This is a genomic window from Pseudomonas sp. P97.38, from assembly GCF_001269745.1.
Classification (GTDB): Bacteria; Pseudomonadota; Gammaproteobacteria; order Pseudomonadales; family Pseudomonadaceae; genus Aquipseudomonas; species Aquipseudomonas chlororaphis_E.
Window position 1 is genome coordinate 44,518 of sequence record NZ_LHVJ01000024.1, and the last position, 12,625, is coordinate 57,142.

General features: G+C 63.6%; 9 protein-coding genes. 3 read left to right on the forward strand and 6 right to left on the reverse strand.

Annotated elements, in window-relative coordinates; translation table 11 throughout:
• Nucleotides 1-17 precede the first annotated feature (17 nt).
• Entirely contained in the window at nucleotides 18-878 is an 861-nt protein-coding gene (gene asd, locus AD664_RS18195; RefSeq protein ID WP_053148379.1) for an archaetidylserine decarboxylase, read from the forward strand.
• A gap of 192 nt (nucleotides 879-1,070) precedes the next feature.
• Nucleotides 1,071-2,831 (forward strand): hypothetical protein, encoded by a 1,761-nt coding sequence (locus AD664_RS18200; RefSeq protein WP_053148382.1) that lies wholly within the window; start codon nucleotides 1,071-1,073, stop codon nucleotides 2,829-2,831.
• Nucleotides 2,832-2,899: 68 nt separating this feature from the next.
• On the opposite strand, the gene serB is transcribed toward AD664_RS18200, so the two are convergent.
• Nucleotides 2,900-4,114, reverse strand: a complete 1,215-nt coding sequence (serB, locus tag AD664_RS18205) for a phosphoserine phosphatase SerB (protein ID WP_042730537.1) — start codon at nucleotides 4,112-4,114, stop codon at nucleotides 2,900-2,902.
• A gap of 133 nt (nucleotides 4,115-4,247) precedes the next feature.
• Between serB and AD664_RS18210 the strand changes: the two genes are divergently transcribed.
• Nucleotides 4,248-5,765, forward strand: a complete 1,518-nt coding sequence (locus AD664_RS18210) for an AhpA/YtjB family protein (protein WP_047736064.1) — start codon at nucleotides 4,248-4,250, stop codon at nucleotides 5,763-5,765.
• A gap of 251 nt (nucleotides 5,766-6,016) precedes the next feature.
• Here the strand turns inward: AD664_RS18210 and AD664_RS18215 are convergent, their stop codons facing one another.
• From AD664_RS18215 to parE, 5 genes are all read right to left on the reverse strand, one after another.
• Nucleotides 6,017-6,724: a membrane integrity-associated transporter subunit PqiC gene (locus tag AD664_RS18215; RefSeq protein WP_053148385.1), complete on the reverse strand. Its 708-nt coding sequence runs from the start codon at nucleotides 6,722-6,724 to the stop codon at nucleotides 6,017-6,019.
• A 179-nt stretch (nucleotides 6,725-6,903) separates the two neighbouring features.
• A complete protein-coding gene (parC, locus tag AD664_RS18220) occupies nucleotides 6,904-9,168 on the reverse strand; it encodes a DNA topoisomerase IV subunit A (protein ID WP_053148387.1) in 2,265 nt (754 codons plus the stop codon).
• 10 nt (nucleotides 9,169-9,178) lie between these two features.
• Entirely contained in the window at nucleotides 9,179-9,700 is a 522-nt protein-coding gene (locus AD664_RS18225; protein WP_053148389.1) for a TIGR02281 family clan AA aspartic protease, read from the reverse strand.
• Nucleotides 9,697-10,683, reverse strand: coding sequence for an esterase-like activity of phytase family protein (locus AD664_RS18230; RefSeq protein WP_053148391.1), 987 nt, complete (start codon nucleotides 10,681-10,683; stop codon nucleotides 9,697-9,699). Before AD664_RS18230 ends, AD664_RS18225 begins: the two co-directional genes overlap by 4 nt.
• Nucleotides 10,683-12,587 carry a DNA topoisomerase IV subunit B gene (gene parE / locus AD664_RS18235; protein WP_047736068.1) on the reverse strand — a complete coding sequence of 635 codons (1,905 nt, stop codon included), beginning with the start codon at nucleotides 12,585-12,587 and terminating at the stop codon, nucleotides 10,683-10,685. The genes AD664_RS18230 and parE overlap by 1 nt, the downstream gene beginning before the upstream one ends.
• Nucleotides 12,588-12,625 lie beyond the last annotated feature (38 nt).

Here is a 12,625-nt window from a genome sequence, read left to right on the forward strand (position 1 = left end):
GCTCTTAAGGACCGTTAATGAAAAACCGTTTGTTCATCCTCTCTCAGTACCTGCTGCCCCACCACCTGCTGTCGCGGCTGGCCGGTTGCATTGCCGAATGCCGCGTGCGCTGGTTCAAGAATGCCTTCACCGCGTGGTTCGCCAAGCGCTATCAAGTGGACATGTCCCAGGCCCTGGTGGAAGACCTGACCGCCTACGAACACTTCAACGCGTTCTTCACCCGCGCCCTGAAAGACGGCGCGCGGCCGCTGGACGAAACCCCGGGCGCGATCCTCTGCCCGGCCGACGGCGCGGTCAGCCAGCTTGGCCCGATCGAGCATGGCCGGGTGTTCCAGGCCAAGGGCCACAGCTTCAGCGTGCTGGAGCTGCTGGGCGGCGATGCGGCCAATGCCGCGCCGTTCATGGGTGGTGATTTCGCCACGATCTACCTGTCCCCGAAGGACTACCACCGCGTGCACATGCCGCTGGCCGGCACCCTGCGGGAGATGGTCTACATTCCCGGACGGATTTTCTCGGTGAACCAGACCACGGCCGAAAACGTGCCGGAGCTGTTCGCCCGCAACGAACGCGTGGCGTGCATCTTCGACACCGAACGCGGGCCAATGGCCGTGGTGCTGGTGGGAGCGATGATCGTGGCCTCGATCGAGACCGTCTGGGCAGGTTTGGTCACGCCGCCCAAGCGTGAACTGAAGACGTTCCGCTACGACGAAGCGGCCCGTGCACCGATCCACCTGGAAAAAGGGGAGGAACTGGGGCGTTTCAAGCTGGGTTCCACTGCCATCGTGCTGTTCGGGCCGAACCAGGTGAAATGGGTTGAAAGCCTGGTGGCCGGTTCGCCGGTGCAGATGGGCCAAGGCCTGGCACTGCCAAAGGCCTGAGTAAAAGATCAAATGTGGGAGCGAGCTTGCTCGCGATGGCGATATAACAGTCACCTCGATGGCGACTGTCCTAGCGTCATCGCGAGCAAGCTCGCTTCCACAGGGTATCCAGCATAGATAGCGCACCTCCTTCGGCTACAACTGCTAGAGTTGGAACATCACGTTTGTTTCCCGCCGGAGCCCGTCCACGGCATGAATGAGACCAGCCCTCTCCAGTTGCTGCGTGTCCTGTCCCCGACGCAATCGCGCCTGTCGTTCTGCGAAGCCTCGCCGCGCGACCTCAAGCGCTGGATCGCCGACCTGCCCAAGGCCAACATCGGCGAAACCGCCCGCCTGTTGTACCAGGCCCTTGGCGAACTCAACCAGTTGCTCACACCCAGCGACAATCGCCTGCAATTGCTCGAATTGCTGCGCCCCGAGGTGTATTACGTCTGCAAGCACCTGGAGCGGCACTTCCTGCAACAGGCCATCGTGCTGGATGACCGCTCGCGCAAGATCGTCAACCTCTGCCAGGCCCTGCAAACCCAGCTGGCGATGGGTTACAAGCAGATCGTGGCGCGCATCGCATCCAAGTACACCAAGGACCGCGCCCGCCTGCTCAGCACCGCATTGCAGCGCGCCATGCACGCCCTCGATGGCCCGCTGATTCGCGCCAGCCAGCTCTACAGCCCTGTGCCTGAAGGCTTGTGGCTCGATTTGCACCAGTTATACCGGATTGCCTGCCAGCACCGCTTGCAACAACAAAGCGTGAGCGACGAACTGGCCAGCCAGGTTCACCAGTTGAGCCCCGAGCAAACCTACATCGTCGCCCTGTTGCTGGGCGCCTCACGCAGCAATCAGCTGCGCCAGGGCCAGATCGCGCGACTGGCCGAGGCCCTGGAGGCGTGGAGCCAGTGGGTCAGGCTCGACCCAGCCAGCACCGCCACCAGCCTGTTCGCCGTCGCCGCGGAACTGGATGTCGGACCACGCTACCGCTCCAAGTTCAGGGCCGAGCAGCAACCGACGTTGCAGGGCTTCGATCCGCAGCCATTGGTGCGCATGATCACCACCCACCTGGAACAGCCGGCCGACCCGGCCCTGCCGGTACCGGCCGGGATGAACACCGACACCTTGAATCACTTGCAGGCGGCCTGGGGCGAGGCGGCCGAGCGCAGCTTCCAGCGCATGGAAGGCAACGGGACATTGACGCTGTGCGTCGGCATGAGTGCGCTGCACTACTACCTGGGCGGTGAGCGCTCGTTCAGCGAAATCCTGAAGAAACCCACCACGCGCAAGGCCCGGTTCGAAGCCGCGCCAACCAAGCGCAGCGACACCTGGAGCCAGGCCTTCGATGCCGCGCCCAGTGGGGACAGTGAGCTGCTGCCCTATGAGGAAATCGAGTACCCGGCCAATCCATCCGATGACGACAGCAGCAGTTCCGACCGCCAGCATCATTTTCCCACCTTTGACCTGCCGATCATCAACCACAGCCCAGGTGGGTATTGCCTAGGCTGGCCGAAAGAGGTGCCGGAGCAATTGCAAGCCGGGGAAATGATCGGTATCCGGGACGCCAGCGATCAATCCTGGAGCATTGCCGTCGTGCGCTGGATCCGACAGGTGCGCAACGGCGCCATGCAAATGGGTATCGAGTTGGTGGCACCTTATGCCCAGCCCTGCGGGCTGCAACTGGTGCGCGAAGAGAACGAGCACGGCCACTACCTGCGCGGGCTGCTGCTGCCGGAGATCAGCGCCGTCGACCTGCCCCCCACCATGATTGCCCCGCGCCTGCCCTTCCAGGAGGGCCAGCGCGTGCTGATCAACACCAACGGCCAGGAGCGCCGCGCCGGGCTGGACCGCCGGATCACCAGCACCCACAGCTTCAATCAGTTTTCCTATCACCAGGAGAACGCAGCCGACACCCAGGGCGGCGGCGAAGCGGAGGGGGATTTCGATTCGTTGTGGAAGTCGCTCTAAGGCCAGACACAGCCCCTGTGGTGAGGGAATTTATCCCCTCACCACAGATAAATCCTCTCAGCGCCGTCTCAAAGCTGCCCGTCGCGATCCCGGAAGCCCAGCAGATACAGCACCCCATCCAAGCCCAGGGTCGAGATGGCCTGGCGAGCCGATTGCTTGACCAGTGGCTTGGCACGGAACGCCACGCCCAGGCCCGCGATGGCCAGCATCGGCAAATCGTTGGCGCCGTCGCCCACGGCAATGGTCTGCTCCAGGCGCAAGCCTTCCTTTTGTGCCAGTTCACGCAGCAGGTCGGCCTTGCGCTGGGCGTCGACGATCGGCTCGACGGCCACGCCGGTCACCTTGCCGTCCACCACTTCCAGTTCGTTGGCAAACACGTAGTCGATGCCGAGCTTGGCCTGCAACTGCTTGGCGAAGTAGGTGAAACCGCCCGACAGGATGGCGGTCTTGTAGCCCAGGCGCTTGAGTTCGGCGAACAGCGTCTCGGCGCCTTCGGTCAGGCGCAGGGAGGCACCGATGGCGTCCAGTACGCTGACGTCCAAGCCTTGCAGCAGCGCCAGGCGCTCCTTGAAGCTGGCGCGAAAATCCAGTTCGCCGGCCATCGCCCGCTCGGTGATCGCCGAGACCTTGTCGCCCACCCCTGCGGCCTTGGCCAGTTCATCGATGACTTCGGCTTCGATCAGCGTCGAGTCCATGTCGAACACCGCCAGGCGGCGGTTACGGCGGAACAGCGAATCTTCCTGGAAGGCGATGTCGACGTTCAGCTCCTGGGCCACGCTGAGGAACTCGGCCCGCAGCGCCTGGGGATCGGCCGGTTCGCCGCGCACGGAGAACTCGATGCAGCCCTTGCCCTTGTCGTCCGGCGTGTCCAGGGGCATGCGCCCGGACAAACGGTCGATGTGGTCGATGTTCAAGTCATATTTGGCGGTGATCGAGCTGACGCGCTGCAGCTGCTCGGCGGTGACCTTGCGGGTCAGCAAGGTCACGATGTGGCGTTTCTTGCCCTGGCCGGCGACCCAGTGCTGGTAGTCGGCCTCGGAAACCGGGGTGAAGCGGACCTGCTGGTCAAGCTTGTAGGCGGTGAACAGGATGTCCTTGAGCACCGACTTGCTGTGTTCGGCGTCCGGGATTTCAACCAGGATGCCGAACGACAGCGTGTCATGGATCACCGCCTGACCGATGTCGAGAATGTTCACACCACCCTGGGCCAGAACGCCGGTAATGGCCGCAGTCAGACCCGGACGGTCGCTGCCAGTGATGTTTATCAGGACGATTTCGCGCAAGGCGCACCCCCGCAGGTGGAAAAAAACCGCATTCTACCCACATTCAGTGACCATCGGGCACCGCCAGTGCTTTGCCGGTCATGGGGCTGTCGCTATACTGCGCGTCAATTTCACGGACAAAGAGCCGAGCTCAGTGAACCGGCCCACGCCAGTCAAAACCGACAATTTCTTCCTGCTGATCTTCCGTGCACTGCGCCACCGTCGCGTGCCGATTGCATTGCGCATTGCCAGCCATAACGTGATCCTGGTCGCCCTGGCCCTGGTCATCTATGCCTGCGTGATGGGCCTGCAGTTCAAGCAGGCAATGCACGAGCAGGCCGATGCCCTGGGTGAGAGCCTGACCACCCAGACCGCCACGTCCGCCACCGAGCTGCTGGTGTCCAACGACATCCTCAGCCTCAACGTGCTACTCAACAACCTGACCAAGAACAAGCTGGTGGCCCACGCGGCCATCTACAGCGTCGACAACCGCATCCTCGCCGAGGCCGGCCAGCGGCCCAAGCCTGGCCTTTTGGGCGAGTCCGGCGGCATGTACCAGAGCAAGATCACCTTCCAGGACGTGACGGCCGGGCAACTGCGCATCAGCCTGGACATGGACCAGTTCCAGCAACCGATGACCATCAGCCTGCAAAGCATGGGCATCCTCAGCGCGATACTGCTGGCCCTGGCCCTGGCCTTGAGCCTGCGCCTGGGCCGGCACATCTCCACGCCGCTGTTGCAATTGCGCGTCTGGCTGCGGGACATCGACGAACACACCCCGGCCACCCAGCGCCAGGACGAAATCGGCGACCTGGCCCGGCAACTGCACGCCAGCTTCGCTCCGGAGCCGGCCCCCGTGCCCGAGCCCGAAGCGCTCGACTACGTCGACGAAGACGAGGCCGAGCCGGGCTTCGAAGTGCGTAACTTGCGCGATCCAGGCTTCGACGAGAGCCCGCCGATGCCCGCCGCCAGACCGGCGCCCCGCCATGTGGTGCGCACAGTCGAAGACGATGAAGACGACGACGCCTTCGCCGACCTGCGTGACGATTCGATCAGCGGCGAAGCGAAGCCGCTCGTCAAGCCCGTCGTCTCGAACCTGCCCCAGCACAGCGCCGTACTGGCCGTGCAACTGGGCGCCCAGGATCAACTGCGACGCCTGCCCCAGGCACGCCTGAAGGAGTTGCTCGAGCGCTACCGTGACTGCCTCGACCAGGCCGCCTCGCTCTACCAGGGCGAACTGCACACCTTGAACGACGGCAGCACGTTGATGCTGTTCCACACCGAGGACAGTGGTGACGACTACCTGACCAACGCCATCTGCTGCGGTGAGTTGCTGCGGGCGCTGGGCCACCAGTTGCAGATCGAGGTCGCGGACAGCGGTATCACCCTGCAACTGCAATTGGGCCTGACCCTGGGTGACGGCCTGTTCGGCCTCAGCCAGATCGACCTGCTGCTGACCGAAACCGCGCAGGACGCCCTGGCGCTGTCGCAACACAGCCGCAACCTGCTGCTGGTGGAGCGCAAGATCAACGACGACGCGCTGATCCGCCAACGCGCCCGCATCCGCCCCATCGCCAGCCCTGAAGGCGCATGCTGCGTGGAACGGCTGATGGAGCCCTACCCGTCGCTGCTGGAGCGGCAACTGGCGCGGATGCACGAGCGCCAGGCCTAACCCCGGTTGCTTGGAATGACGAAGCCCGCAGATGAGTGATTGTCTGCGGGCTTTTTTGTGGGCCGCACCGGCCCCTTCGCGGGCAAGCCCGCTCCCACAGGGGCCTTCATGACCACAGAACCGGATCCTGCCGCGGACTAAATGTGGGAGCGGGCTTGCCCGCGAAGGGGCCAGCACAAGCGCGCAAGCCCCCTCCCCAGAAACAACAAAGCCCGCATCAACGCGGGCTTTGCTTCACGGCTATCCAGCCATCAGAACCTGAACACTTCCATGTCCGTGCGAATCGGCAGGGCCATCGGGATCTTCGGCGATTTTTCCGGCGCAGCGGGCTTGGCCTGGGTCGGTGCGGTTTTACGCGGCGTATCGATGATCGGAGGCTGGTTGGCCAACGGCTTGAGGGACACGGACAGCTGCTCGGCCAGGCGTTGCAGCAGTACACCTTGGGCCTGGACTTGCGCCGCGGTGGTCCCGGCGTGTTGCTCTTGCAGATGCACGATTCGATTCTCGCGAACCTTGCCCCGACGGTCGATCAAGCGCCATTGGGCATCGAGCACCGCAGGCTGGCTCTTGCCCGAGTCCAGGCGGGTGATCGACAGCAGCACCTGGACATCCGGGGTGAAACCCTGGGTGGCCGGCGCCAGCACCACGCGCTGGCTGTCCAGTTGCCCGGCGACCTGGCGCAGCAGCAATTGGTCGATGTCCGAAGACAGGCTACCGGCCCAGCGGCCGTCCGTGGCAGCCTGCAGGCTGCCGTCTGGCTGGCGTTGCAACAGGGTTTCGCGTTGCAGGTAATCGGCGATCAATACCGGCCCCAGCAATACCGCCATGCCTGTGCTTTGCGCAGGCTGGGCGGGCGTCCCGCTGTCGAGTTGATACAGCGACACCGGCTGATGGACACTGCAACCCGCCAGGCCAAGCAGGCCGGCGAGCCATAAAATAGGAAGGCGCAGAGCAGTCATCGTTCCATCCAGGTGGCGGCCACAAAGCCTGCCACAGTGAAAAAATACTCGGTCATTATGAAGAACGCTCGGCCACGCCGGCGCTTGAAAGGGCCTATCATCCGTGAATATGCGTTCCGACTCCAGCGCCAAAGCGTCGGTCTGCGCCTTTTAATCGCAGACCGAGCCCTCTAGTACGCCTAATTCAAGTTTTCGACGAGCAGTGCATCGACCCGCTGAAACCCCCTCGGAAGCTTGTTGCCGCGTCGACCGCGTTCTCCCTTGTAATGCTCAAGATCGTCCGCCTTGAGCGAGAGCGTACGCTTTCCAGCCTGCAGCACAAGCGTGGCGCCCTCCGGCAACACTGCAATATCCGTGACATATTCCTCACGGCTCGCCACCCGTTCGCCGGAAATCCCGATGATCTTATTCCCTTTGCCTTTACCTAATTGTGGCAGGTCGCTGATTTTGAAGACCAACAGTCGGCCCTCGGTGGTCACCGACGCCAACCAGTTGTTCTCGCGATCGGCCACGGGGCGTGGTGCGATGACCTTGGCGTTGTTCGGCAGGCTCAACAACGCCTTGCCCGCCTTGTTCTTGGCTTGCAGATCCTCGCCCTTGACCACGAAGCCGTACCCGGCGTCCGAGGCAATCACGTACAGCCCGTCATCATCAGGCATCAGCACGCACTCAAAAGTTGCACCCGGCGGCGGCGTCAATCGACCGGTCAGCGGCTCGCCCTGGCCACGCGCCGATGGCAGGGTGTGGGCCGGCACCGAGTAACTGCGCCCGGTGGAGTCGACAAACACCGCGAACTGGTTGGACCGCCCGGCCGCCAAGGCCTTGAACCCGTCCCCGGCCTTATAGGAAAGCCCCGTGGCATCGATGTCATGCCCCTTGGCAGAGCGCACCCAGCCTTTTTCCGACAGCACCACGGTCACTTTCTCGTTCGGCAGCAGGTCGTGTTCCGTCAATGCTTTGGCTTCGGCGCGCTCGACGATCGGCGAGCGGCGGTCGTCGCCGTAGGTCTCGGCGTCCTTGAGCAATTCGGCGCGCACCAGCTTCTTGAGCTTGGCTTCGCTGCCCAGCAAGGCTTGCAGCTTGGCTTGCTCCTTGAGCAACTCATCCTGCTCGGCCCGCAACTTCATCTCTTCCAGCCGCGCCAATTGCCGCAAGCGAGTGTCGAGGATGTAGTCGGCCTGGACTTCGCTCAGGTCGAAGCGCGCGATCAGGCTGGCCTTCGGATGTTCCTCGGTGCGGATGATGTGGATGACTTCGTCCAGGTTGAGGTACGCGATCAGCAAGCCGTCCAACAGGTGCAGGCGACGCTCGACCTTGTCCAGGCGAAATTGCAGGCGTCGACGCACGGTCTTGACCCGGAATTCCAGCCATTCCACCAGCAACGCCCGCAGGTTCTTGAGCTGCGGCTTGCCGTCCAGGCCAATGATGTTGATGTTGACCCGGTAGCTGGTCTCCAGGTCGGTGCTGGCGAACAGGTGCTGCATCAGCGCCTCATGATCGACCCGGCTGTTGACCGGGATGATCACGATGCGGCAAGGATTCTCGTGGTCGGATTCATCGCGCAGGTCGGCCACTTGCGGCGCTTTCGACGGTTTTGCCTGCATCATCGCGGCAATCTGCTCCAGCACCTTGGCTCCGGAGACCTGGTGCGGCAGCGCGGTGACGATGATGTCGCCGTCCTCGATGTGGTACACGGCGCGCATGCGCACCGAACCGCGACCGGTCTCGTAGATCTTCAACAGGTCGGCGCGCGGCGTGATGATTTCCGCTTCGGTCGGATAATCCGGACCCTGGATGTGCTCGCAGAGCTGCTCCACCGTGGCTTTGGGCTCGTCCAGCAGGCGCACGCACGCCGTGGCGACTTCCCGCAGGTTGTGCGGCGGCACATCGGTGGCCATGCCGACAGCGATGCCGGTGGTGCCATTGAGGAGGATATTCGGCAAACGGGCCGGCAACACCAGGGGTTCATCGAGGGTGCCGTCGAAGTTCGGCCCCCAGTCCGCAGTGCCCTGGCCCAGCTCGCTGAGCAGCACTTCGGAATAGCGCGACAGCCGCGCCTCGGTGTAGCGCATGGCCGCGAAAGACTTGGGATCGTCCGGCGCCCCCCAGTTGCCCTGGCCGTCCACCAGGGTGTAACGGTAGCTGAACGGCTGGGCCATCAGCACCATGGCCTCGTAGCAGGCCGAATCGCCGTGGGGGTGGAACTTGCCGAGCACGTCGCCGACGGTGCGCGCCGACTTCTTGTGTTTGGAATCGGCGTCCAGCCCCAGCTCACTCATGGCATAGACGATCCGCCGCTGGACCGGTTTCAGGCCGTCGCCGATATGCGGCAGGGCGCGGTCCATGATCACGTACATGGAGTAATTGAGGTAGGCATTTTCGGTGAAGTCAGCCAGCGACCGGCGCTCTACGCCGTCTAAGCTGTCTGCAAGAATGTCGCTCATGCGGGCCTCATCAGTTCGTTGTCTGGCGCAGCAGCATGGTGCCGTCGCGCTGGGTAAATTCAAGTTTGTTCAGGGCGCTCATGCCCAGCAGCACCTGCGTGCCACCCAGGCCTGGCGCCACCAGGGCACGGACATCGCGCAAGACGATGTCACCCAATTGCAGCCGGTCGATGCGGGTGCGATAGCCCTCGCTCAAACCGTTGGCGGTACTCAACGTCACGCCGAAACCTTTTTCCAACTTGAGACGCTCGGCCAGCTCCACTGGAATCGCCACATCCGTGGCACCGGTGTCGAGCATGAAATCCACCGGCTGGCCGTTGATATGGCCGCTGGCGACGAAATGCCCCTGGGTATTGCCCACCAGCTTCACTTCGATAAACCCGTCGCCCCGTTGCGAATACACCTGGGTGTTGGGGTTCTGCTGACGCTGCTCTACCTGGGCAAAGAAGCGTGTCGCCAGGAACAGGGCCGCGCACCAGGCCAGGATCATCAACACCCGACCGGCGCGCTTGCCCGGCGCCTGTTGGCTCATGGCGCGGCGCTCCAACCACCGTCTGGCGCGGCGAAACGCCAGATGATCGGCCGCTCTTCGCCGTCGGCCCGCGCACCGTCGTTGTTGTCCAGGCCAATCCACGCCCCCTCGGCGTCCACGACCAGCGCTTCGGCCAGACCGTAGTCCTGAGAATAGCGGCGGTTGTCCTGCAAGGCCTCGGCGGCGAACGACCAGCAACGCTCCACCTTGGCGCTCTGCGGATCACGCCGGCAGACCTGGAAGGCGTTGCGCTCCAGAGTAAACAGCTTGCCATTGAACAATGAAATGTCTGCGAAATCCCGGGAAACCGGGCGGGCCTTGGGGAACTGCGCCGGCTGCATCTCCAGCCCCGCTTCGCTCAACAACACGCAGTTGTCATCGCAATCCCACACCGTTTGCTGGCGCTTGATCAGCAACAGACCACGACGTTCACGCTCGGCCGCCAGCCATAGCTGATCGCCGGCCGGGTTCACCGCCAGACCTTCGAACAGCGCATTGAAATGCAACAACATGCCGCTGGCCCGGGCCTGGCGAATCATTGTCGGGGCGATTTTCAACCAGGACGCCTCGCCGGTCGGCGGCACTTGCAGTACCGCCGCATAGGCCTCGCTGACCACGTAGCGATTGCCGGCGCTGTCGCAACTGATGCCTTCGAAATCCAGCGCGCCACCGCGCAGGAACGACGCAGCCCAGGTTCGCGAACGCAAGCCCCAGGGCAAACCGTTGTCGGGCACCTCAGGCACGTCGATGGTCAGCGCCTGGGCCTGCCAGACGTTCCCATCGGACGTGTCCAGGCGATAAATGCGGTCATCGTCGCGATCGGACACCGTCCACATTTCATTGCCACACAGGGCCAACCCGGACAGGTTGCCGCCGCGCATGCCTTCGACGGCGTGCTCGGACAGCAACTTCAATTCCGGTGCCGGCTCTGCGACCACAGCCCCCGCCCACAGCAACAACGCCAGGGCGAACCCGCTGCGCATCAGGCCAGCACCTCGGCCAGGTCGCCCTTGGATTCGAGCCAGGACTTGCGATCGCCAGCGCGTTTCTTCGCCAGCAGCATGTCCATGATTTCCGTCGTGGCCGCGAAATCATCCAGGGTCAACTGCACCAGGCGACGGGTGTTCGGGTCCATGGTGGTTTCGCGCAGTTGCGGCGGGTTCATTTCGCCCAGGCCCTTGAATCGGGTGACCTGTGGCTTGCCGCGCTTCTTCTCGGCCACCAGGCGATCGAGGATGCCGTCGCGCTCGGCTTCGTCCAGGGCGTAATAAATGTCCTTGCCCAGATCGATGCGGTACAGCGGCGGCATCGCGACGTAGACATGGCCGGCGTCCACCAGCGGACGGAAATGCTGGACGAACAGCGCGCACAGCAGCGTCGCGATGTGCAGGCCGTCGGAGTCGGCGTCGGCAAGGATGCAGATCTTGCCGTAGCGCAACTGGCTCATGTCCTCGGCGCCCGGATCGACTCCGATGGCCACGGCAATGTTGTGCACTTCCTGGCTGGCCAGCACTTCGCTGCCGTCCACTTCCCAGGTATTGAGGATCTTGCCCCGCAGCGGCAGGATCGCCTGGAACTCCTTGTCCCGCGCCTGCTTGGCCGAACCGCCGGCGGAATCCCCTTCCACCAGGAACAGCTCGGAACGCATCGGATCCTGCCCGGCGCAGTCGGCGAGCTTGCCCGGCAGCGCCGGCCCTTGGGTGATGCGCTTGCGCTCGACCTTCTTGCTGGCCTTGAGGCGACGACCGGCGTTGCTGATCGCCAATTCCGCCAGCGCCAGGCCGGTTTCCGGGTTGGCGTTGAGCCACAGGCTGAAGGCATCCTTGACCACACCGGAAACAAACGCTGCCGCTTCGCGAGACGACAGGCGTTCCTTGGTCTGGCCGGAGAACTGCGGTTCCTGCATCTTCATCGACAACACGAACGCGATGCGCTCCCACACGTCTTCCGGCGCCAGCTTCACGCCTCGGGGCAGCAGGTTGCGGAACTCGCAGAACTCGCGCATGGCGTCGAGCAGGCCCTGGCGCAAGCCGTTGACGTGGGTCCCGCCCTGGGCCGTGGGGATCAGGTTGACGTAGCTTTCCTGGACACTCTCGCCGCCCTCGGGCAGCCACAGCAGCGCCCAGTCCACGGCTTCCTTGTTACCGGCCAGGCTGCCGCAGAACGGCTCGTCGGGCAGGCGTTCGAAACCGTTGACCGCGTCCACCAGATAAGAGCGCAGACCGTCTTCGTAATGCCATTCGACCTTCTCGCCGCTGGCCTTGTCCTCGAAACTGACCAACAACCCCGGGCACAATACGGCCTTGGCCTTGAGCACGTGCTTGAGACGGCTGACGGAGAATTTCGGCGAATCGAAATACTTCGGGTCCGGAGCGAAATACACGCTGGTCCCGGTGTTGCGCTTGCCGACGCTGCCGACCACTTCCAGCTCGGTGGCCTTGAAGCCATCGGCGAAGGTCATCTGGTATTCGTTGCCGTCACGCTTGACCCGCACCCGGACCTGGGTCGACAAGGCGTTGACCACGGAAATACCCACCCCGTGTAGACCGCCGGAGAACTGGTAGTTCTTGTTGGAAAACTTGCCGCCGGCGTGGAGCTTGGTGAGGATCAGCTCGACGCCCGACACGCCCTCTTCGGGGTGGATGTCCACCGGCATGCCGCGGCCGTCATCGCTGACCTCCAGCGAATGGTCGGCGTGCAGGATGACTTGCACCGATTTCGCGTGCCCGGCCAAGGCTTCGTCGACGCTGTTGTCGATGACTTCCTGGGCGAGGTGGTTCGGCCGACTGGTGTCGGTGTACATGCCGGGGCGCTTGCGCACCGGGTCGAGGCCCGAGAGGACTTCGATGGCGTCTGCGTTATAAGAGCTAGCGCTGGGAGTGGCCATGGGGTCTCGTCGTCAGTGTTCAAATGAAAAAAGGGCGA